Source organism: Tritonibacter litoralis, from assembly GCF_009496005.1.
Classification (GTDB): Bacteria; Pseudomonadota; Alphaproteobacteria; order Rhodobacterales; family Rhodobacteraceae; genus Epibacterium; species Epibacterium litoralis.
Genome location: NZ_WIBF01000007.1, coordinates 49,308 through 69,780 on the forward strand (window position 1 = coordinate 49,308; position 20,473 = coordinate 69,780).

21 protein-coding genes are annotated in these 20,473 nt (G+C 58.7%); 12 read left to right on the forward strand and 9 right to left on the reverse strand.

Translation table 11 applies throughout. The annotated features are described in order from the left end of the window. Positions 1-2: 2 nt before the first annotated feature. From phnE (GFB49_RS12175) to GFB49_RS12185, 3 genes are all read left to right on the forward strand, one after another. A complete protein-coding gene (gene phnE, locus GFB49_RS12175) occupies positions 3-878 on the forward strand; it encodes a phosphonate ABC transporter, permease protein PhnE (RefSeq protein WP_153216160.1) in 876 nt (291 codons plus the stop codon). 3 nt (positions 879-881) lie between these two features. Beyond that, positions 882-2,195: a phosphonate ABC transporter, permease protein PhnE gene (gene phnE, locus GFB49_RS12180; RefSeq protein ID WP_153216161.1), complete on the forward strand. Its 1,314-nt coding sequence runs from the start codon at positions 882-884 to the stop codon at positions 2,193-2,195. A gap of 84 nt (positions 2,196-2,279) precedes the next feature. Next, positions 2,280-2,894, forward strand: coding sequence for an LbetaH domain-containing protein (locus GFB49_RS12185; RefSeq protein WP_153216162.1), 615 nt, complete (start codon positions 2,280-2,282; stop codon positions 2,892-2,894). 211 nt (positions 2,895-3,105) lie between these two features. On the opposite strand, the gene phnF is transcribed toward GFB49_RS12185, so the two are convergent. Then, positions 3,106-3,825 (reverse strand): phosphonate metabolism transcriptional regulator PhnF, encoded by a 720-nt coding sequence (gene phnF / locus GFB49_RS12190; protein ID WP_153216163.1) that lies wholly within the window; start codon positions 3,823-3,825, stop codon positions 3,106-3,108. A gap of 137 nt (positions 3,826-3,962) precedes the next feature. Between phnF and phnG the strand changes: the two genes are divergently transcribed. Genes phnG through phnN form a run of 7 tightly spaced genes read left to right on the forward strand, consistent with a single transcriptional unit; the run spans position 3,963 to position 9,006 of the window. After that, positions 3,963-4,427, forward strand: coding sequence for a phosphonate C-P lyase system protein PhnG (phnG, locus tag GFB49_RS12195; protein WP_153216164.1), 465 nt, complete (start codon positions 3,963-3,965; stop codon positions 4,425-4,427). Further along, a complete protein-coding gene (phnH, locus tag GFB49_RS12200) occupies positions 4,427-5,005 on the forward strand; it encodes a phosphonate C-P lyase system protein PhnH (protein ID WP_153216165.1) in 579 nt (192 codons plus the stop codon). The genes phnG and phnH overlap by 1 nt, the downstream gene beginning before the upstream one ends. 3 nt (positions 5,006-5,008) lie before the next feature. Then, entirely contained in the window at positions 5,009-6,100 is a 1,092-nt protein-coding gene (locus GFB49_RS12205) for a carbon-phosphorus lyase complex subunit (RefSeq protein ID WP_153216166.1), read from the forward strand. Continuing rightward, positions 6,097-6,975, forward strand: a complete 879-nt coding sequence (locus GFB49_RS12210; RefSeq protein ID WP_153216167.1) for an alpha-D-ribose 1-methylphosphonate 5-phosphate C-P-lyase PhnJ — start codon at positions 6,097-6,099, stop codon at positions 6,973-6,975. Before GFB49_RS12205 ends, GFB49_RS12210 begins: the two co-directional genes overlap by 4 nt. Then, positions 6,972-7,742 (forward strand): phosphonate C-P lyase system protein PhnK, encoded by a 771-nt coding sequence (gene phnK, locus GFB49_RS12215; protein ID WP_153216168.1) that lies wholly within the window; start codon positions 6,972-6,974, stop codon positions 7,740-7,742. Before GFB49_RS12210 ends, phnK begins: the two co-directional genes overlap by 4 nt. Positions 7,743-7,753: 11 nt before the next feature. After that, the gene (gene phnL / locus GFB49_RS12220; RefSeq protein ID WP_153216169.1) at positions 7,754-8,437 is read left to right on the forward strand and encodes a phosphonate C-P lyase system protein PhnL; all 684 of its coding nucleotides are present in this window, start codon (positions 7,754-7,756) and stop codon (positions 8,435-8,437) included. After that, positions 8,434-9,006 carry a phosphonate metabolism protein/1,5-bisphosphokinase (PRPP-forming) PhnN gene (gene phnN / locus GFB49_RS12225; protein WP_153216170.1) on the forward strand — a complete coding sequence of 191 codons (573 nt, stop codon included), beginning with the start codon at positions 8,434-8,436 and terminating at the stop codon, positions 9,004-9,006. Before phnL ends, phnN begins: the two co-directional genes overlap by 4 nt. On the opposite strand, the gene GFB49_RS12230 is transcribed toward phnN, so the two are convergent. Next, positions 8,988-9,671, reverse strand: coding sequence for a DUF1045 domain-containing protein (locus GFB49_RS12230; protein ID WP_343032556.1), 684 nt, complete (start codon positions 9,669-9,671; stop codon positions 8,988-8,990). The two genes, phnN and GFB49_RS12230, sit on opposite strands and share 19 nt — an antisense overlap. 52 nt (positions 9,672-9,723) lie before the next feature. Here GFB49_RS12230 and GFB49_RS12235 point away from each other — a divergent pair, with 52 nt between their 5' ends. Then, a complete protein-coding gene (locus GFB49_RS12235) occupies positions 9,724-10,866 on the forward strand; it encodes an alpha-D-ribose 1-methylphosphonate 5-triphosphate diphosphatase (protein WP_153216171.1) in 1,143 nt (380 codons plus the stop codon). Between the two features lie 178 nt (positions 10,867-11,044). On the opposite strand, the gene GFB49_RS12240 is transcribed toward GFB49_RS12235, so the two are convergent. From GFB49_RS12240 to GFB49_RS12270, 7 genes are read right to left on the reverse strand one after another with little or no spacing between them, the layout of a single operon-like run. Beyond that, complete coding sequence (locus GFB49_RS12240) at positions 11,045-11,524, reverse strand: class I SAM-dependent methyltransferase (protein WP_153216172.1); 480 nt, start codon at positions 11,522-11,524, stop codon at positions 11,045-11,047. Beyond that, positions 11,521-12,330: a polysaccharide deacetylase family protein gene (locus tag GFB49_RS12245; RefSeq protein WP_246149703.1), complete on the reverse strand. Its 810-nt coding sequence runs from the start codon at positions 12,328-12,330 to the stop codon at positions 11,521-11,523. Before GFB49_RS12245 ends, GFB49_RS12240 begins: the two co-directional genes overlap by 4 nt. Further along, positions 12,327-13,472 carry a glycosyltransferase family protein gene (locus tag GFB49_RS12250; protein ID WP_153216173.1) on the reverse strand — a complete coding sequence of 382 codons (1,146 nt, stop codon included), beginning with the start codon at positions 13,470-13,472 and terminating at the stop codon, positions 12,327-12,329. Before GFB49_RS12250 ends, GFB49_RS12245 begins: the two co-directional genes overlap by 4 nt. Further along, complete coding sequence (locus tag GFB49_RS12255) at positions 13,469-14,056, reverse strand: histidine phosphatase family protein (RefSeq protein ID WP_153216174.1); 588 nt, start codon at positions 14,054-14,056, stop codon at positions 13,469-13,471. Before GFB49_RS12255 ends, GFB49_RS12250 begins: the two co-directional genes overlap by 4 nt. Next, positions 14,053-15,138: a glycosyltransferase family 4 protein gene (locus tag GFB49_RS12260; RefSeq protein ID WP_246149704.1), complete on the reverse strand. Its 1,086-nt coding sequence runs from the start codon at positions 15,136-15,138 to the stop codon at positions 14,053-14,055. The genes GFB49_RS12255 and GFB49_RS12260 overlap by 4 nt, the downstream gene beginning before the upstream one ends. Positions 15,139-15,140: 2 nt before the next feature. After that, positions 15,141-16,379 (reverse strand): glycosyltransferase, encoded by a 1,239-nt coding sequence (locus tag GFB49_RS12265; RefSeq protein WP_153216175.1) that lies wholly within the window; start codon positions 16,377-16,379, stop codon positions 15,141-15,143. Then, positions 16,376-17,605, reverse strand: coding sequence for a glycosyltransferase family protein (locus tag GFB49_RS12270; protein WP_153216176.1), 1,230 nt, complete (start codon positions 17,603-17,605; stop codon positions 16,376-16,378). The genes GFB49_RS12265 and GFB49_RS12270 overlap by 4 nt, the downstream gene beginning before the upstream one ends. A gap of 407 nt (positions 17,606-18,012) precedes the next feature. On the opposite strand from GFB49_RS12270, the gene GFB49_RS12275 reads away from it, so the two are divergent. Continuing rightward, a complete protein-coding gene (locus GFB49_RS12275; protein WP_153216177.1) occupies positions 18,013-20,328 on the forward strand; it encodes a mechanosensitive ion channel family protein in 2,316 nt (771 codons plus the stop codon). Positions 20,329-20,473: the final 145 nt, after the last annotated feature.

Below are 20,473 nucleotides of genomic sequence, written 5' to 3' on the forward strand. Positions count from 1 at the left end.
TGATGGCTGACTTGGCCACAACCAAACTGCACGCGGACGCTGTGACAGATGATTACATCGCACAGGTTTCGCGCAAGCGGCTGTACTCGGGGCTGATGCTCCTTCTTTTTGTCGTTCTCATGGTGTCTGGCTTCCAAGTTGCGTCAACGCGCAACGGCGGCAGCTTCTGGGGCGGGATTGACAACTTTTTTGACTACCCAGGTGAGGTAGTCTCAGAAGCATGGGCAAACCTGCATGCTTTGCCGGGCTTTATGCTGAAATACATCCCTGCATTGCTGGAAACGTTCAATATTGCGGCCCTGTCGACCCTATTGGGGGCGGCTGTGGCGATTGTCTTGTCATTGCTGTCGACCCGCGGCTTGGCGCGGTTCCCCAAGCTGATCCCGGTGTTTCGCCGGATCATGGATGCTTCGCGCGCAATCCCTGAGATTGTGGTGGCGCTGGTTTTGATTTTTATTATGGGCGGTGGTCCGGTTCCGGCGATGATCGCCATTGCCATTCACACTGCGGGTGCTTTGGGAAAACTGTTTTCCGAGGTGAATGAAAACGCTGACCTTAAACCCATTGACGGTCTTGCCTCGGTTGGTGCCAGCTGGTCGCAGCGGATGCTGTTGGGCGTTGTCCCACAGGTTGCTCCCAATTGGTTGAGCTATGCGCTGCTGCGGCTTGAGATCAATATCCGTGCCTCTGCGATCCTCGGCTTTGTTGGCGCAGGTGGTCTTGGCTATGAGCTGAAGAACGCGATCTCCTGGGGGCCGGGCCGGTTTGATGAAGCGGCAGCCATGTTCATCATTCTGTTCCTGACCATCATGGTGGTTGATCAGACCTCAAGCTATTTCCGCGACCGTCTGGTGCATGGCGCGGCGGGGAGGGCCTAAATCATGGCAATGCTCGATTCTTCTGCCGACCTGCCATTGCAGGCCACGCATTTGTTCCGCCGCAAGCGGATGATGACCTTTGCGGCACTTGCGGCTATTGTGGCTTATCTCGCCTATACATTCTTTGCTTTTGACATTCCGGGCCTGTGGCAGCGTGCCAATGCCGACAATGCCAAGACCTTGATTGCCGATACCTACAGCTACAAAACCCATGTCACGATGAACAACCGCAATGGGGAAATTGTCGTGGCGATCGAAGGTGATCGCAAGGCGCGGTATGGCGCCGAGCAAGAGCCAGAGTGGGTCACACGCGGTGGCGAGAACACCGAAATTGACCTGGGTGATGGTCACCTGATTACATTCTCGCCCGAGCTCATCACCTATGATGTGCCTGATTTTGGCCTCATGACCTTTGAAGTGTCCCGATCACAAGGTGTGATCCAGACCTATCCGGTGGACGCAGATCAATTGCCAGATTGGATCAACGCGTCCAAGAACCGCGTGTCCGTGAAAACAGATGCAGGTCGTCTGTCCGTGACGCGCAACCGCAGTGAAGTGTTCCGCTATTTCAACGGGTGGGAATTGTTCTTCTTTGCGCTCGACAGCCCGTACTATGGAAAAAGCGCGGGCGAAGTTGTGGCATTGGCTTTCCAAGGCGAGGCGGGCGCAATCTTCCATGACTTCTGGCACAACCCGCTGTGGCGCCATGGGGCGGTGGCCTGGGCGATTTTTGAAACCATCCTGATGGCCTTCCTGGGCACCTTGGGAGCTGCGATCATTGCTTTGCCGCTGGCCTTTATGGCGGCCCGAAATTTCGCGCCTTTTTATGCCGTGCGATTTGCGGTGCGACGTCTGTTTGATTTTGTGCGCGGCGTGGATGCGTTGATCTGGACCATCATCTTGACCCGCGCCTTTGGACTGGGGCCGTTGACGGGGGCTTTGGCGATCCTGATCACGGATTCAGGGACCTTTGGTAAAATCTTCTCAGAAGCTTTGGAAAATGTGGACGGAAAGCAGATCGAAGGCGTGCAGTCCACCGGCGCGAAACCGTTGCAACGCTACCGATTTGGGGTTCTGCCGCAGATCACGCCGGTTCTTATCAGCCAGATCCTGTACTTTCTGGAATCCAATACGCGGTCAGCAACTGTGATTGGTGCCATCACCGGTGGCGGTATTGGCTTGATGCTTGTGCAGGCCATCATCACACAGAAAGACTGGGAAGAGGTCTCTTACTACATTGTCCTCATTATCTTGATGGTCATGTTTATGGACTGGTTCTCTGGCTGGCTGCGCAAGCGGTTGATCCAAGGGAAGTGATCTTCCCTTATTGTTTCCTGGGGCGCGAGAGGTCTTCTCGCGCCCTTTTTACATGCTCATCACTGACACTCAAAGGAGGGGGACATGGCAAAACTCTCGGCTGACGTTCCGTTTGTTCATCCGGATTGCGAAATTTCTGAAGCCCGGTTCGGCGGCTATGTGGAAATCGGGGCAGGAACACGGCTCAAGAATGTGGAGATCGGAGATTACAGCTATTGTGACCGCAGCTGTGATCTGGCCAATGTGCACGTCGGGAAGTTTTCGAACATCGCAAGCTGTGTCCGGATCGGAGCGACAGACCATCCCATCGAGCGTGCGTCGCTGCATCACTTTATGTATCGCTCTGCATCCTATTGGGAGGGAGAGGCAGACGATAAGGGCTGGTTCGACAAACGCGCGGCGCGGGTGGCCTTCGTCGGGCATGATACATGGATTGGCCATGGGGCGATGATCAAACCGGAGGTCAAGATCGGAGACGGAGCAATCGTGGCGTCCAGTGCGATCGTGACCAAAGATGTGGCACCTTACACGATTGTCGGCGGCAATACAGCGAAGCTTATTCGGCGTCGGTTTTCGGAAGTTATTGCAGAACGGTTGCAGGAACTGGCCTGGTGGGATTGGGATCATGCAGCGCTGCAACGTGCATTGCCGGATTTCCGCGCGCTGTCGGTTGAAGCGTTTTTGGAGAAATACAGCTAGAACCGGTCCAAGCGATGGAGGGCTCCCGCGCCGATGGCTTGCCCTGCGGGCCACCCAGATCGCCTTGGGCCAAGCACCCCGACCTTTGGTCGGGCTGCGCCCCCGCGTGCCGCAAGCGCACGCCCCGCGTCAGCGGGGCGCCTGGCCCAACGGGTTTTGGCGGTTTTTTAAAGCCGACAAAACCGGGCGGGAGAGCTATGCCGCGAACGCTTCAGTCGAATTCATCCGGGGACAAGGTCAAGGTGATCCGTTGACCTGCGAAGAACGTTGTTCCGAACTCGATCGGTCGACCGTCTGGCGCGGTATTGACACTGACGGATCTCAACAGTGGATCGCCTTCCTTGACTCGCAGATGAAGGGCCTGCGTGGGTGTTGCAGCCACTGCGGTCAGCCGTGTCCAGGCGCGTGTGTAATCTGCGATGCCCAGCTTTCGAAAACTCTCGGTCACAGATTGTGTCTCTTGGTGCACCTTCGGAAATTCAGGGAAGAGATCTGCAGGAAAGCAGCTCTGGGCGACAGCCACCGGTTGCCCATCGGCCAGTGACAGCGAGTCCGTGACATGCACAGGAGCGCCGGGGGAGAGGGCGAGCGCCTCGGCCTCTTTGGTGTCTGCGCCGCGCGTGGTGATGGCCAAAAGCTGACCGCCAGGAGAGCGTCCGGCGGCGCGTAGGCTTTGGCGGAACCGCACGCGTTTACCCAAGGGATAATCAGTCGGCGAGGCTGCAACAAACACACCGGATCCGCGACGCGCGTGGACCAGACCTTTGTCGGCCATCTCTGCCAAGGCGCGCCGCACTGTATGGCGGTTCACTCCAAATCGGGCGGCCAGCTGGCTTTCGGCTGGGAGCTTGCTGCCGGTGTCGTAGCGGCCTTGCGCGATCTCTTCGGTTAGGGTCAGGCTGATGGATTTCCAAATTGGTGTTCCGCTCATGGCCTCAGTTCCATGGTTGATTCATTCGGATGTCTTGAAAAATTCACAAAACACCAATTGGCCGCAGGGGCCGACTCAGTTATTATTTGTATAGTTGTATAGGACAGGTAGACAAACTTGCCAAGGGATAATCCGAAATGATGACAGACGCGGCGACCACCCCTGCGACAGCGGCGCGCAAAGCCTGGATGGGCCTTTTGGCCAAGGCATCGCCCCAACGATTGCAGGAACTTTGGGCAGCCTATGACGTGGATCCTGCTTTTACCTGGCTGCGCCCGCCTGAGATTGGTGGCGTGATGGTGCGGGGCAGAATGGGCGGCACCGGTGCGCCCTTTAACCTTGGCGAGATGACCGTGACCCGCTGTGCCTTGTCGCTGGAAGACGGCACTGTTGGCCATGGATACGTTCAGGGGCGGGACAAGGTTCATGCGGAAACGGCCGCAAAGATTGATGCGTTGATGCAGGGTGAGGCCGCTGACGCCATCGAAGCGGCAGTGTTGACGCCCTTGCGGACTGAGGACAGCCAAGCCCGTATGGACCGCGCAGCCAAAGCCGCGGCGACCAAGGTTGATTTCTTTACACTGGCGCGAGGAGAAGATTGATGCAGGCCGAAACAAGCCAGTTCTCAGGTGGATTTGCCGCCCCCGCCATCGATGCCGCCCATGCGTTTCGGGCTGCAATGAATGCCATGGCGCGCCCTGGTAAAGTGTTTGACATTCATGGGGCCACGCCGCCATCCGTCATCTCACCCGCAGCGGGCACCTTGGTTTTGACGCTCTGTGATCCCGAGACCAAGGTTTTCCTGGCGTCAGATGTGGACACGCCGAGCTTGCGCGCCTGGATCACCTTCCACACCGGCGCGCCGATTGTATCGCCAGACGAGGCGGATTTTGCGCTGGGCGGATGGCAGGCTTTGCTGCCGTTGGAGCAATACAGGATTGGAACACCCGAATACCCGGATCGCTCTGCCACGCTGATTGTGGATCAGCCAGAGTTTGACACCCCCAATGCATCCCTGAGCGGTCCGGGGATTAAGGATCACATCGCCATGGGCCTGCCGGATGTCGCGCAATTGCAGCGCAATACGGTGCTGTTCCCGCTTGGGCTTGATCTCTTCTTCACCGCGGGCAGCCAGATCAAGGCGCTGCCGCGCTCCAGCCACATCAGCGAGAAGGCGTAACCCATGTATGTTGCAGTAAAAGGCGGCGAACGTGCCATCGACAATGCCCATGCCTGGCTGGCCGAGGAACGTCGCGGAGATACCTCTGTTGCAGAACTGAGCACGGATCAGATCCGGGAACAGCTGTCGCTGGCGGTGAACCGGGTGATGGCGGAAGGGTCGCTCTATGATCCTGACCTTGCGGCGCTGGCGATCAAACAGTCGCGCGGTGATCTGATTGAGGCGATATTCCTGATCCGGGCCTATCGCACCACCTTGCCGCGTTTTGGCGCAAGCCTTCCCGTAGAGACCGCGGATATGGCCTGTGACCGCCGGATCTCGGCCACCTTCAAGGATGTGCCGGGCGGGCAGGTTTTGGGGCCGACCTTTGATTACACCCATCGCCTGCTGGATTTTAAACTGGCCGCCGACGGCGAGGTTGCGCCTGCCGCCACCTCTGAGCCCCGCACCGAGCCGACACCACATGTGACCGGTTTTCTGGGGCAGGATGGCTTGATCCAGGATGAAACCCCCAGCGACGAGACCCCGCGCGACATCACCCGCGAGCCGATGTCTTATCCGGCAGATCGCGCCACACGGTTGCAGAACCTGACGCGCGGCGATGAGGGCTTTATCCTCAGCCTCGCGTATTCCACCCAGCGCGGATATGCGCGCAACCACGCCTTTGTCGGGGAATTGCGTATCGGAAAGGTTGCGGTTGAGATGGAGATCCCGGAACTGGGGTTTGCCATTGAAATCGGTGAGATGGAACTGACCGAATGTGAAACGGTGAACCAGTTTGCAGGCTCCAAGACAGAGCCGCCGCAGTTCACCCGTGGCTATGGTCTGGTGATGGGTCAGACCGAGCGCAAGGCGATTGCCATGGCGCTGGTCGACCGGGCGCTGCGGTGGAAAGAGCTGGGCGAAGATTTCCTGGGCGCTGCCGCACAGGACGAAGAGTTCGTGCTGAGCCACAGCGACAATATCCAGGCGACGGGCTTCTTGGAGCACATCAAACTGCCCCACTACGTCGACTTTCAGGCTGAACTGGAACTGGTCCGCAAACTGCGTGCCGAGGCAGAACAAAACGTTGCCACAAAGGAGGCAGCAGAATGAGCGACCAGAATTACAACTTTGCCTATCTTGACGAACAAACCAAGCGGATGATCCGTCGGGCGATCCTGAAAGGGTTGGCGATCCCGGGCTATCAGGTGCCTTTTGCCAGCCGTGAGATGCCGATGCCCTATGGTTGGGGCACCGGTGGCGTGCAGGTTTCGGCAGCGACGCTGACGCCGGATGATACGTTCAAAGTGATCGACCAGGGTGCGGATGATACGACCAATGCCGTTTCGATCCGTAAATTCTTTGAGCGCACTGCAAATGTCGCCACCACTGAGGAAACAGCAAAAGCCGATGTGATCCAGACCCGCCACCGCATCCCCGAGGCAGAGCTGCGCGAAGATCAGATCCTGGTTTATCAGGTGCCGATCCCCGAACCTTTGCGGTTTTTGGAGCCGCGCGAGACCGAGACACGCAAGATGCATGCGCTGGAGGAATATGGCCTCATGCATGTGAAACTCTATGAGGACATCAGCCAACATGGCGCGATTGCGACCTCATACGCCTATCCGGTGAAGGTCGAGGGGCGGTATGTGATGGACCCCAGCCCGATCCCAAAGTTTGACAACCCCAAAATGGATATGCCTGCGATCCAGCTGTTTGGCGCGGGGCGCGAGCAGCGGATTTATGCGGTGCCACCCTATACCAAGATCGTCAGTCTCGATTTTGAGGACTATCCGTTCGAGGCGACCAAGGCGGAACATGCATGCGATCTGTGCGGATCGACCCACAGCTATCTGGATGAGGTGATCCTGGATGATCAGGGCAACCGGATGTTTGTGTGTTCGGACACAGATTACTGCCGCTCCCGCCGCGCCGCAGGGCATGTGGGCCGACTGGGCACTGAAAACGAATTGGAGGCAAGCGCATGACGCCTTTGTTAGAGGTGCGGGATATCCGCAAAACCTATGGCAGCTTTGTCGGCTGTACTGATGTGAGCTTTGATCTTTATCCCGGAGAGGTGATGGGGATTGTCGGCGAAAGCGGATCCGGCAAGTCCACATTGCTGAACTGTCTGGCGGGGCATCTGGAGCCTGATCAGGGGCAGGTGGTGTTTGACACGCTGGCCGATGGGCCGGTGGATACGGTGACGATGTCCGAACCGGAACGCCGCATGCTGAGCCGCACCGACTGGGCCTTTGTGCATCAGCATGCTCGCGATGGTCTGCGCATGTCGGTTTCGGCCGGTGGCAATATCGGTGAGCGTCTGATGGCGGTTGGCGATCGCCACTATGGCAACATCCGCGACCGTGCGATTGATTGGCTGGGCCGGGTCGAGATCAAGGAAGACCGGGTGGATGACCGCCCTACGGCGTTTTCTGGCGGCATGCAGCAACGTCTGCAGATCGCGCGTAATCTGGTCACTGGCCCACGTCTGGTGTTCATGGATGAACCCACCGGGGGCTTGGATGTCTCGGTTCAGGCGCGTCTGTTGGATCTGTTGCGCGGATTGGTGCGGGAAATGGGGTTGAGCGCCATTATCGTGACCCATGATCTGGCGGTGGTGCGGCTGCTCGCGGATCGCCTGATGGTGATGAAGGACGGTCATGTGGTGGAAACCGGTCTGACCGATCAGGTTCTGGACGATCCGCAACATGCCTATACCCAGCTGCTGGTCTCCAGCGTTCTGCAAGTGTGAGGGTGCCTGCAATGATTGAACTGAACAATGTGAGCAAAAGCTTCACCCTGCATAACCAAGGCAGTGCTGTGATCCCGGTGATGGAGGGCGCCAGCCTGAAGGTCGCACCGGGGGAATGTGTGGGGCTTGTCGGCGCGTCAGGGGCGGGGAAATCCACCCTGATGCGGCTGATCTATGGCAACTATCTGGCTGCCAGCGGGCAGATCCTGATCGGCGATGTGGATGTGGCTCAGGCCGAACCGCGCGAGATCTTGGCGCTGCGGCGCGAGACCCTGGGATATGTCAGCCAGTTCCTGCGGGTCGTCCCACGGGTGCCGACGCTGGATGTGGTGGCGGAACCTTTGCTGGCCGTGGGTGTAGATCAGGCTAAGGCGCGTGATAAGGCTGCAAGCCTTTTGGCGCAGCTGAACATCCCGGAACGCCTCTGGTCCCTGAGCCCCACGACGTTTTCAGGTGGCGAGCAGCAGCGGGTGAACATCGCGCGCGGCTTTGCCTATGAGTATCCGGCGATGTTGTTGGACGAGCCGACCGCAAGTCTGGACGCCAAAAATCGCGCCACGGTTCTGGGGCTGATCAATGCCGCCAAGGCGCGTGGGGCTGCAATTGTTGGGATTTTCCACGATGAGGCGGCGCGCGAAGCGGTTTGTGATCGCTTTATCGATGTCACCGGGTTCTCGCCACAGGTGGCCGCATGACGGATGATATCTCTTTGGGGCCGGTGATTGCGATTGTCGGCCCCTCGGGCGTGGGCAAAGACAGCCTTATGGAGGCACTGGTCGCGGCTGAGCCGCGCCTGTCTTTGTTGAAACGGGTGATCACCCGCGCACCCGAAGCCGGTGGCGAGGATTACACGCCGGTGACTGAGGCTGAGTTTGCCCAGCGTGAGGCTGCGGGGGAGTTTGCGCTCCATTGGTCGGCGCATGGGCTCTTGTATGGTGTGCCAGCAGCAGCCGTGGTTGCACAGCGCGCCGCAGGGCGGGGGGTTTTGGTGAACTTCTCCCGCGCCATGCTGGTCGATGCACAAGATGTTTTTGGAAATTTTGTGATTCTGAACGTGACCGCCAGCCCCGAGGTTTTGGCCGCGCGCCTGGCGGGGCGGGGCCGCGAGAGTACAGAAGAACAGGCCAAACGGCTGGCGCAGGCGTCCAAACCGCTGCCTGAGGGGCTGCACCATGTGCACCAGATCGACAACAGCGGGGAGCTGAGCGCCGCCGTTCAGGCTGCGCTCGCGGTGATTTATCCCGATCAGCCGGAAAGGGCGTAGCGGTGGATCAGGTGAAAGCGTCCGTCCTCAGCCTCTCCCATCAGCGCAAGGTCGCGGATCTCAAACGGGTTGGGCAACAGCGGGGCCAGCGCCTCGCCCAGGGCTGCTTCGACCGCTGGCAGCTCCTGCTTGGGGAGCTTGCCGGACAGGGTGATGTGAAAGCGAAACTGGTCCAGCACATAAGGGTAGCCCCACTGCACCAGATGGGCGTCTTGCTCCGGGCTCAGCCCATTGGCGCGGCGTTTCTCCAGGTCGGCGTCAGACAGCGGGGCGCGAAAGGGGTCCAGCTCGGTCACACAGGCGGCGGCCAATGCATTGAGCGCGGTTTGGTCGCCAACTGCTCGCAGCGCCAGAAACCGGCCAAGTCGTGCAATTTCCAGACCGTCCAGCAGCACCGGTTTTTGACGCGCGGCCAAGGCCTGGCAGGCCACATGCAGCGCCTCAACCGTTTGACCGTCAGCCAGGCGCATCGGCGGCTTCATCGTTGCGTGCAAGCCGTATTTGCGCGGCGTGGCGGTGACCGCGGCCACGTCAAGTTCAGGAAAATCGGGATGCTCGACCTCGGCCCCTTTTTCCATGTCCCAGCCCAGCCAACTGGCTCCGAATGTGCTCCATGCCGCATCGGCGGGGGGCGCGTAGTAAATCGCGTATCGCGTGAATGTCACAATGGCCTCCTATACGTGGCCGTTCCCATAGCCCGAAAGATGTGAAACCGAGATGACAGAAGAATTGATCCTTGCCAATGCCACGGTTGTTTTGGCTGATGAAACCATCCATGGGTCCGTAAAATGTGTGGGTGAGACCATCACAGACATTGCCGAAGGCACCAGCGTGCCTGCTGGCGCGATCGATTGTGAAGGGGATATTGTCAGCCCCGGTCTGGTGGAGCTGCATACCGACAATCTGGAACGTCACATCCAGCCGCGCCCCAAGGTCGACTGGCCCCATGCGGCGGCGATTATTGCCCATGACGCGGAACTGGCGGGGACCGGGATTACCACAGTTTTTGATGCGCTGAGGGTGGGGTCCGTGCGTCGGGAAGAGGCGAATTACGCCAAATACGCACGCGGTCTGGCCAGCGAACTCTGGGAGCTGCGCGAGGCCGATGCGCTGAAGATCAGCCATTTTCTGCATCTGCGTGCTGAGGTGTGTTCAGAAACGCTGGTAGAAGAACTGGATGAGTTTGGGGCCGAGGACCGAGTAGGGCTGGTGTCGCTGATGGACCACACGCCGGGGCAGCGACAGTTTCGGGATGTCACGAAACTAGAAGCCTATGTGAAGGGCAAGCATGGTTTTGACGATGCAGGCTTTCAACGCCATATCGCAGAGCTGAAGGAAATGCGCGAGCTATATGGTGAGAAACACGAAGCGGAGACGGTGAAGGCCGCAAAACGCTTTGGTGCGGTATTGGCCAGCCATGATGACACCACCGAGGAACAGGTGGGAGTCTCGGCTGGCTATGGCATTCGCCTTGCAGAGTTTCCAACAACGGTTGAGGCCGCACGCGCCTGTCATAACCATGATATCAAGGTCATGATGGGAGCGCCCAATCTCATTCGCGGCGGCTCGCATTCGGGCAATGTTGCGGCCAAAGAGCTGGCGGATCTGGAACTCTTGGACATCGTCTCGTCCGACTATGTACCGGCGGCGCTGTTGATGTCAGCGGTGATGCTGGGCGATATCTGGGGCGATCTGGCCCGCGGCCTGTCCACCGTGACCTCGGCACCGGCAGATGCGGTGCGGTTGCTGGATCGCGGGCGGATTGAGATTGGCAAACGCGGCGACCTTATCCGCTTTCGCATGCGTGGCGGGACACCGGCATTGCGCGGGGTCTGGTCCCGTAGCCATCGCGTGGCCTGAACCACACAGGAATCAAAAGGAGCTCCCGCCCCGTGATCTTCCTCCCAGCCTGTCGGCCGGGCCGAAGTCACGCGTTGGGCCAAGCGCCGCGCCAAAGGCGCGGCGCGGGTCGTGCCGCAGGCGCGAAACACCTCATGGACAGGTCCGGCCCTCGGTGCGGTTGATGTCGCAAGAGGCCTTAGGCCACGCGATAAAAATTATATCGCCCCTTTGGGATATCGCAGGGTTCGGGCAGCTGTTCAAATCCAGGCAAAGCCTGATCTGACAGGATCAGACCGCCTGGCAGCATGACTTTTGCCACAAGCGGTGCGAGCCCCTCTGCCAGTACCCGGTTGTCCGCAGCCACGCCGGTGCCAAGATCGTAATGGGCCAAAATCACCTGTGGGCCTGCCTCTGCGAGTTTCGACAGCATGGCATCCGCATCTCCCTGTAGGAAATCATCCTGGGGGGGCACGCAGTCCGGGTGGCAGTTGAGGTTGCGGTCGATCACCCAGATCCGGCGGTCTGGTGTCACCGTGCGCAGATGATCATAGGTGCGCCCATTGCCCAGGCCCAGTTCCAGCACATCGCCGGGGGTGCCCTGCAACTGCTCTGCGGCCCAGTTCAACCCTGCGCGCTGGGCGGTTAGTCTTCGAATAACACTGTCGAGGCGGCTCATGTCTGTTTGGGCTCCTTGTTGTTTGTTTCAATGGGCCCTGTCTGGTGGGCCAAGGGGGTATGCGCGGTGGCTGGACCATCCAGAAGGCGTTTTATCACGCCTTCCGTGAAGGCCCAAATGGCTGGGTCATGCACCAGATGATGGGTTAACAGTCCAAGCGGTTCCGTGGCGTCAGTGTCGCCGGTGCGACGTTGCCGCAGGGTGTCAACAAGGTCGGCGATCAAGGCGGTAGGCGACACCAGAGATCGGTCGCCACGCCAGTTGATTGGGTCAATATGAGTGTTGACCTGAACAAGTCCCGGAGCCGGCATTGGTAGGGTGCGCGGTTTGAATGTTGATAGGCCACGATAGCCGATTGAGGCCAATTGCGGCACAAGGTCCGCTGCGATGCGGTTCCACGGCGGGACAAAGATGGGAACAAGCCGAGGTCCCAAAAGGGCTGTCAACTTGGTCAAAGCAGTGGTTGCATCCCCTTTGCGATCCATCAATGGGCGGCTTTGGGGAAATTCTGACTTCTTTTCAGCTGCCTGAGCATAGGAGTGATGCCCCCAGCCGTGAACCACGGGGATGCAATGTTCGGGCAGATTGGCCGCAAAAATTGGCGATACCCTTGCGGGGATAATGGCCAGATGAACCGGCATGTTGACATCTTCGGCCAGCGCGGACAGGTGATCAAAGGCTGCTGTATGTTCCACAGCATCATCATCACGCCACCACAGCGGCAAGTGGCGATTGTCGCGCGTCCAATGCCGCAGTTCTTCGTTCAGCGGCGACCAGTCGATTTGGGTGGACCGCAGATTACTCATTCAGGGGACCTGTGCCGGTCCAGCAGTTCGCGGGTCAACGTCGCGGTTTGGCGCGCGCCATCAAACCGGTGATGCGGGATCGCACGACGAGGCGTCTGGCGCAGATCTGCCACGGCCTCCAGCAGTTGGTCAGGCGTCAAAGTTGCGCGGCGCAGGGTTTTGATCGCCCCAAGCTTTCCAAGCGCATCGGCGCGAATGCCCTGTTCCACTTCGGTGCCTGCATCAAAAGGAATAAAGATCGCAGGCACGCCGGATTGCAGCACATCAAGGGCGGTATTGTAGCCGCACATGGAGATTGAGACGGCCGCATGGCACATCATCTGGCGGAAATCCGGGCGTGCAACCTCGATAATGGCGGGGGAACCGAGTGCCTTGAACGCGTCAACCCGTGTTGCAGCGTCCGAGCCGCCGATCAAAAGCCGCCACGTCAGCTCTGGTGTCTGGCGACTGGCTTGGATGGCTGCTTCAAACAGTTCATCCCCAATGGATCCGCCGCCTGCGCTGACCAGGATTTCTCCTCTGCCAACTCCATCGGGTTGGGGTTCTGGTGCGGCGGGGGCCACATAGCCGGTATAGTGGATTTTGGGTTCCAACGCTGGATCCAATGGCCAGCTGAGGTCCAGGCGCGTGGTCTCTGGATCGGAATGCACCAGGACACCATCATAGAGATCGGTCAAAATATCGTGGCACTCCTCGATCCGTTCCGGCTTGGTCGGAGGGGCAAGAATATCGCGGATCGACGACAGGATCAGCGGACGCGGCGTTGCGTGTTGGGCGGTTTCAATAATGTCGCGGAATTCGACCCGCAGGGTGCGGCGGCCAAACGGGTAGAGCTCGGTTATAATGACGTCCGGCTGAAAATCGTGAAACGCCTGTCGCAGCGCCGCTTTGCGCCGTTCAAAATAGGCCTCATCCGCCAGTTCGCCTCCCTCACCCAGCAGGCGTTTGAAGTTTACACCATCTGATTTCAGGGGCGGCAATTGCACCAGCGTCACACCTTGGGACGATAACTGCGGTGTGGGAAATCCGCCCGACAGCACCTGCACCTCGTCTCCGGCTGCCGCATAGGCGCGACCAAGTGTCAGCGCGCGCGCCAGATGGCCCGAGCCGAGAAGATGGGTGACGATGATCTGAACCTTCATAATGTGTCCTTTTGGATCAGGCGAACAGGATCTGGAATGGGGGTAAGGGCTGTGCCAGTAATTTCAACCACAAAAAGCCGGTTGCGTTTAACGGCAAAGGGGGCAGGGCCTGCAAAATCCCAGCCATATGCCCGCGCCAGGATCACACGCATGATGCCGATGTGACAAACGGCAATGGTGTCCTGGCTGAGCTGAAAGAGCCAAGGTTCCAATCGGTCCCAGACCTCAGACGGGGTTTCGCCGCCCGGAGGGCGAAAATCCCACCCCCAATGCTCGATGTCTTTAAACCCGCTTTGGGGATCGTTTTTCAGGTCGCGCCCATGAAGCCCTTCCCAATCCCCCCAGTTCATTTCAATCAGATCAGGCTCACGCCGGGCTGGGCGATTTGCCACCAGTTCTGCCGTGTGCCAGGCGCGTTCCAATGGGCTGGCGACAAGATCGGCATTGACCCAGTCCGGCGGCAAAGCTTGCGCCGCCAGTTGCTCCCGTGCGGCGTCATCGAGTGCGATATCACTGCGTCCCTGAATACGGCCCAAACGGTTCCAAGGCGTGTGACCATGGCGCAGCATCGCAAGGCGGGTCATAACTGTTGCTCCAACAAAGGTGTGATCGCGGTCAAAAACCCCTCAGCCGCAGCCGGTAAGAGGTGACGGTCTTCAATGAAACGTCGTGCATCCGTTTGGATCTTGTGGCTGATCGATGGGCTCAGCGTCTTGATCTGATCTACCAGCCCCTTTGGGCCAAGTGTAACATCGGCGGTACGAGCGTGGTTCAGTGGCGACAGGACTTCGCTGACGCCTGGGCGGTTTTGGGCAATGATCGGCAGCCCAAAGGCCTGCGCTTCCAGATAGACCATGCCAAAGGCCTCATTCACGCCGGGCCAAAGAAACAGCCGCGCGGTTTGATACTTCTGCGCCAGTTCACCGCGCGACAGTTGCCCAAGGAACCGCACGCGCCCCCCGAACTGCGCCATCATTGCACGCACGTCGGGTTGTGCTGGCCCGTCGCCCGCAATATCCAGCTGCCAGTCGCCATCAAGGTGGCGCAACGTGTCCGCGATCAATTGATAAGACGCGAGCTTATCTCCGGGGCGCATCATTCCTGCACTCAGCATTGGCCCCTGCAAAGTTGAGGGGTGGGGCAGCTCTGTGGCGGATAAAAAGGGCGGCAGCACGTTTAACGCTTGCGCAGCAAACCGGTCCCGGATCAGCGTCTTTTGATCGCGCTCTGTCAGCGACAAGATCAGATCCGCGTGGTCTGCGGCGGCATGTGCGGCCCGCGCAAACTGGTCCCACGGTCCGCCAAGGCGTTTTAATGCCCGCGTGCTTTCGATCTGCACATAAGGCACACCGCGCGCCTGTGTGAGGCGTGGACCGATCAGATCCGGCGCCTTGTAGTAATTGTGGTAGGTGACCCACAGGTCAAATGGCGCAAGCTCCTTTGTCAGCTTGGCCACTTCGCCCTCGGCCTCACGCAGCAGCTGGGCTTGCACCTCTGCATCGCCTGCTTTGTCCCGGCACCGCAGATCGCTGACCAATGTGACAGTGCAGCCTGCGCATTCCATCATCCGCATCAGATTTCGCGCCATCTCACGATCCCCAGAGGGGACCGGGTGGTTGGGCGATTTCATCGGCGCATAAAAAGCGATGCGGGGCGCCGGGGGCATGGTTACTGGTCCTGAAGCAATGCCGTGAGGCGGGATTTCAATCGCAGGATGCCTGGCATCATACCAAAGTCCTGACGCAGACGGTGCAGCGCGGCCTCCGCCATTTCTGCGACGTGATCGGGAGATCGGGCAATGTCCACGATCGCAGCCGCCAGATCACGGGGGTGATCCGAGCTGAGCCGACCATGGATGCCATCGTCAATGAATTCAGGGATCGCGGAAACAGGTGTGGACAGGATGGGCAACCGTTGTGAGGCGGCTTCCATCAGCACATTGGGCAGCCCATCGCGATCCCCATCTTTGGCAATACGGCTGGGCAGCACAAAAAGATCGCTGACGCGCATTTCGGCGATCACCTCGGGCTGGTCACAGGCTCCACGCCAGGTGATCCGGTCGCCGATCCCGGCCTCGGCGGCTTGTGCCTTCAGCTTGTCGCCCAAAGCACCGCCGCCGATATGGGTGAAATGCCAGTCCAGATCCGCAGGCAGCAGAGAAAGCGCCGCAATCAGATTGTCAAAGCCTTTCTTTTCAACCAATCGACCCACGGACATCAGCTTGAGCGGTGCGTCTGATGTGCGCCAGATCCGTTCGGGCGGTTCTGGGAACCGCGTGAGGTCCAGACCGTGATAAATCAGATCCACCGGGGTGCCATCTGACATGGCTTGCAAATGCTCTGCTCCAAACCGGGTACATGTGGCCCCAAAGGCGGCGCCAAAGCTTTTGTCTGAAAGCTTTTCAGCGATTTCCCAATCCGGCGAGGTCCAGATGTCCTTGGCATGGGCCGCAAAACTCCAAGGCATGCCGCGCATAATCCCAGCATAGCGTGCAACCGAGGACGGGGTGTGCAGAAAATGCGAATACATCGCCAGCACGTCGTCTGACATCTCAGCCGCCAGCACGCAGGCCTGGCCAAACCGGCGGACGCGGTTGGGTGTAATGTCGCGCCGCAGATCTGCGCGCCAGATCTCATAGGCTTTGGCATAGCCTGGCAATTTGCGGGCAACGTCACGGGCGGCCCACACGCGTTCTGGCTCTTCGTACAGATATTCCGGCAGGTAGTGGACGCGCGCTTGCAGGCGTTCGTGCAGCGGATGACGTTTGATATCGGTCGGATGGCGCAGGGACCAGATTTCAAATGCAACGCCCTGTTCTTCCAGCGCGACCAGCTCTTGGGCGATGAACGTCTCAGACAGGCGCGGCCAGCCTTTGACCAGCACAGCAAGGGGAGGAGTATTTGTCATTCAGCAGCCTTTGGCGCAGTGCGCGCAAGTAAAGTGTCCACGCGCCCGGTCACGTAGTCCAAACCATTTAACAGTTCAGCATGTTGATCCGCCGCAGAAGGCGGCTGTTGCTGCGCAAGCGCGCGGATCGCGCGGATCATTGATGTGGGCGTCAGACCGTCGCGTTTGGTATCCAGCATGGTCACAAGGCCCAGCTCTTCGGCGCGGCTGGCCCGGATCCATTGCTCCAGTCTGGGTTTGACGCGGGGCACGATCAGGGCGGGTTTGTCAAAGGACAGGACTTCGCAGAACGTATTGTAACCGCCCATGGCAACCACGCCTTGCGCGCCTGCAAACAGGGTTTCGATCTGGCTTTCAAAGCCCACCGCAGTTACGCGGCCATCGAGCCGAGCAACACGGGTTTCAAATTCTTCGCGGGTCTCACCGGACAGAAACGGGCCATAGACCAAAACAGCGCGTGGGGACAGGTCGGGATCCTGTTCATAGGCCGATAGAACCAGATCCACCATTGTGGCTCCGTCGCCGCCGCCACCGGGGGTAATCAGCACATAAGGCTGCTGCGGGGGCGTGCCAACGTCGCCCAGATCGCGGCGCAGATAGCCGGTCCAATGCATGCGCGCTTGGGTTTCGGATGACAGCGGCAGGCCCGCGGTTGGATCATAAACGGAGCGAGGGCCATAGACCCAGATCTCATCATAAAAGCGCTCGGTCGCGTCCAGGGCCCCTTTGCGCGCCCATTCGGCGGCCAGAACCGTGGCTTCGTCCAAGACATCGCGCAGGCCCAGCACTAGTTTCGCCGAGCCGTCTGATTTCAGCCGTTCTAGCGTCGGCAACAGCTCGCCGCGAAACCCGCAGGGCTCTTTGTCGACAATCAGAATATCCGGTGCATAAGTTTCCACCGTGGATAGGATCAGATTGGCACGCAGCTCGGTTGTTTCTTCGATCCCCATACCCAAGGTGCGCGAGGCATAGGAGCCGTCGGACCGTTTGATCACACCCGGCAGGCGCACGTGGTCGACGCGGGTGGGGAACGCAAAACGCCCGGCAACAGGTGACCCCGTCAGGATCAAGGCGGACGCCGAAGGGTCAGAGGCTGTGATCGCTTCCGCCAAGGCCCGTGAACGACGCAGATGGCCAAGGCCAAAGGTGTCATGACTGTAAAGCACAACACGAGGGCCGCGAACGGGCGTATCGGTGGTGTCGGATGCAATTTCGCTCGGCGTCATGGCAGCGTCCTACAAGAAGAGGTGATCCCTCGCCACGGATTAGGACGGTGATTGACCGATCGCATGCGCCCGTATTCGTGACCCCAATCTTTGGCCATCTTCTGCCCCGGTTCTGGCGAGGTTGCCGTTTTGGCACCTGGCGCTTGTTTTTACTGCACCGACCAGCGGGCAGGTCCTGGACCTGGTGAACCAGGCAATTCGTTACTTGCGGGCACCGGGTCAATTAAACCGGGAGATTTCCAGTGGCTCTTGGCCGTCTGTCCCACCCGCCCGCGTATAACGATACAGTGGCCCAGTTGCAATCAAGCAAAGGCTTTTGCCAAGCACAAGGGAAAACCCCGTGGTCAATCAACCATCGGCTGGATAATCTCAATGTGAGTTAACTTTCTATTCGAAAAGGTGGCGAAATGTCAGGCATATTGCGCAGACTTCTCGCAGTTGTGATTAGTTTATTTTTTGCCACAGTGGCTGCGGCGCAGGAGGCTGCGGCGACGCTTCCCTCCCAAGATCGCACAGAGGCTTTGAGCGAGGCCATTGAACAGGCCGTTGCAAATGGGCTGGGTGTCATTGTGATCGACCCGTCGGGGAACCCTGTTAATACGGCACCGCCTGCAGCCGAAGAGCCGCCGGTCGAGAACCCGATGGAGGGGCCATCGCCGTTGATGCGAGCCCAGTCCAGAATGGATTCTTTCCGACTGGCGTTGGCAAGCCGATTGGATGCGCTGCCGTATTCTGTTTTCGAATTCAAATACGTACTGCGACAGACCAGCCCGGACGGTCGGATCTTGAAGTATCTCGAAGTTCTGGCCGCTGCCGTTGTTTTGCTTCTCATTGGGCGATGGTTATCGACTGAGATCTATGGCAAGCGGATTGCCCGCAAATTTGTCGTAGCGCGGATCAAAGATAAACCTCAGGGCTATGCAGAAAAAATGCCGTTCTTGGTAATGCGATTCGTCACTGGGATCGGCGCGACCATTTTTGCAATGCTCTTTGTGGCGATCACGGCGCTTCTGTTTTTTGGCCGCGCAAATGACCAATCGATTCAGTTCACGATTATTGCGATTTTCACCGCCTTCTTCCTGTCGCGCACAGCGTCTGATCTGTGGCGCATGGTGTTATCTCCGTTCTTGCCGCAATATCGCATCCCAGTATTGAGCGATCGGGATGCGAAACGGCTTTATTATTGGGCATCCGCAATTGCGACCTATGATATCTGTTCGGTTATCTTTGCCACGTGGGTTGGGGACTTTGGCCTAAACTACAACGTTTACGCACTCGTCTATGGCGGGCTGGCGGCTGTGGGGACTTTGGGTAACCTCGCAATGGTTTTGGTCAACGGGCGCGCCATTTCCGGGGCCATTCGAGCCGGAAAACCCAAGGAGACCTGTTCCTGGTTGGTGCGGATCTTGTCCGTCGCCTGGGGGCCTGTTGTTATTGCCTATATGATTTTTGGGTGGTTGGAGCTCGCCGGGGATCTGGTCCTGGAGCGCAATGTTTCAATTCCGCTGATGGCGGGGACATACATCGTATTGACCTCTATCTTGGTGGTGTATGGTGCAATCAACTATGTGATTGAGCGCTATTTCCAAAAGCGGGCCAGACATCAGAGTTCGGCGGAAAGCTTTGAAGATGATATGCCGGAAGATGACGTGGATGTGCCGCGTCGCCACCCGGTTGCCACTTTTGAGGATTTGGCCCGGCGGGTTGCAGGTTTTCTGGCCTTTGTGGTTGGCGTTGTCGCCTTGATCTTTGTCTGGAACCCGGATGCGGCCTGGCTGAGCAGTCCCTGGGCCTCCAAAGGCATTGATGTTATTGCGATCCTTTTCATCGGCTACATTGTCTATCACATGTTCCGGATCTGGATCGACAGCATGATAGACGACGAAACAACAGACATGCCCGAAGGAGAATTGGGCGACGAAGGTGGGGCAGGGGGCGCAAGCCGTCTGGCGACCTTGTTGCCCTTGTTCCGTGGTGCCATTCTGGCGGTTGTTGTGGTCTCGATCATTCTGATTGTACTGATGGAGATCGGTATCAACGTCTCTCCGCTGTTCGCAGGTGCAGGTGTGATCGGTCTGGCGGTTGGGTTTGGATCGCAAACTCTGGTGCGGGATATTTTCTCCGGCGCCTTTTTCTTGTTGGATGATGCGTTCCGAAAAGGCGAATACATCGATATTGGCGATGTCAAAGGCACGGTTGAGAAAATCTCGGTCCGGTCATTCCAACTGCGCCACCACCTGGGCGCGTTGAACACGATCCCTTTTGGTGAGATCAAGGTTCTGACTAATTATTCCCGCGATTGGGTGATGATGAAGCTTCCCTTGCGCGTCACCTATGACACGGATGTAGAAAAGGTGCGCAAGCTGATCAAGAAACTGGGTCAGGAATTGCTGGAGGATCCGGTTGTTGGCGACAACTTCATCCAGCCGCTGAAGTCGCAAGGCGTGATTGAAATGCAGGATTCTGCTATGATCATCCGGGTGAAGTTCATGACCAAGCCAGGGGATCAATGGACGATCCGTAAACGCGTGTTCCAAGAGATCCGCGATCTGTTTGAGCGCGAAGGCATTCGATTTGCGCACCGTGAGGTAACCGTGCGGCTGGCGGGCGACCAAGTTGAGGACATGACCCCGGAGCAGAAGAAAAAAGCTGCAGCGGGTGGTGTGCAGGCGGCAATTGACGAAGATCTGATGGATATCAACGGCGGCTCTGACGGAGATTAACTGGGCTTTGTTTTATGTCTTGGACGGGTGGGGCGCTCCCGCCCGTCTTTGACCTGCCGGAGGGCAGGTCGCATCCCGTTGGGCCAGGCCGCCGTGCCCCTGCGGGGATCGGCGGCGGTTGCGTTTTGGGGTCGCTGAGGTCTCT

Excerpts from the sequence above, each read along its gene's own strand:
- GFB49_RS12235 (WP_153216171.1), top strand. The coding sequence starts at position 9,724 with ATGACAGAAGAATTGATCCTTGCCAATGCCACGGTTGTTTTGGCTGAT.
- phnH (WP_153216165.1), top strand. The coding sequence starts at position 4,427 with ATGCAGGCCGAAACAAGCCAGTTCTCAGGTGGATTTGCCGCCCCCGCC.
- GFB49_RS12245 (WP_246149703.1), bottom strand. The coding sequence starts at position 12,330 with ATGAGTAATCTGCGGTCCACCCAAATCGACTGGTCGCCGCTGAACGAA.
- GFB49_RS12205 (WP_153216166.1), top strand. The coding sequence starts at position 5,009 with ATGTATGTTGCAGTAAAAGGCGGCGAACGTGCCATCGACAATGCCCAT.
- phnG (WP_153216164.1), top strand. The coding sequence starts at position 3,963 with ATGATGACAGACGCGGCGACCACCCCTGCGACAGCGGCGCGCAAAGCC.
- GFB49_RS12240 (WP_153216172.1), bottom strand. The coding sequence starts at position 11,524 with ATGAGCCGCCTCGACAGTGTTATTCGAAGACTAACCGCCCAGCGCGCA.
- GFB49_RS12265 (WP_153216175.1), bottom strand. The coding sequence starts at position 16,379 with ATGACAAATACTCCTCCCCTTGCTGTGCTGGTCAAAGGCTGGCCGCGC.
- phnE (WP_153216160.1), top strand. The coding sequence starts at position 3 with ATGGCTGACTTGGCCACAACCAAACTGCACGCGGACGCTGTGACAGAT.
- GFB49_RS12185 (WP_153216162.1), top strand. The coding sequence starts at position 2,280 with ATGGCAAAACTCTCGGCTGACGTTCCGTTTGTTCATCCGGATTGCGAA.
- GFB49_RS12210 (WP_153216167.1), top strand. The coding sequence starts at position 6,097 with ATGAGCGACCAGAATTACAACTTTGCCTATCTTGACGAACAAACCAAG.
- GFB49_RS12255 (WP_153216174.1), bottom strand. The coding sequence starts at position 14,056 with ATGACCCGCCTTGCGATGCTGCGCCATGGTCACACGCCTTGGAACCGT.
- phnF (WP_153216163.1), bottom strand. The coding sequence starts at position 3,825 with ATGAGCGGAACACCAATTTGGAAATCCATCAGCCTGACCCTAACCGAA.
- GFB49_RS12275 (WP_153216177.1), top strand. The coding sequence starts at position 18,013 with ATGTCAGGCATATTGCGCAGACTTCTCGCAGTTGTGATTAGTTTATTT.
- phnK (WP_153216168.1), top strand. The coding sequence starts at position 6,972 with ATGACGCCTTTGTTAGAGGTGCGGGATATCCGCAAAACCTATGGCAGC.
- GFB49_RS12260 (WP_246149704.1), bottom strand. The coding sequence starts at position 15,138 with ATGCCCCCGGCGCCCCGCATCGCTTTTTATGCGCCGATGAAATCGCCC.
- GFB49_RS12250 (WP_153216173.1), bottom strand. The coding sequence starts at position 13,472 with ATGAAGGTTCAGATCATCGTCACCCATCTTCTCGGCTCGGGCCATCTG.
- GFB49_RS12270 (WP_153216176.1), bottom strand. The coding sequence starts at position 17,605 with ATGACGCCGAGCGAAATTGCATCCGACACCACCGATACGCCCGTTCGC.
- phnE (WP_153216161.1), top strand. The coding sequence starts at position 882 with ATGGCAATGCTCGATTCTTCTGCCGACCTGCCATTGCAGGCCACGCAT.
- phnN (WP_153216170.1), top strand. The coding sequence starts at position 8,434 with ATGACGGATGATATCTCTTTGGGGCCGGTGATTGCGATTGTCGGCCCC.
- phnL (WP_153216169.1), top strand. The coding sequence starts at position 7,754 with ATGATTGAACTGAACAATGTGAGCAAAAGCTTCACCCTGCATAACCAA.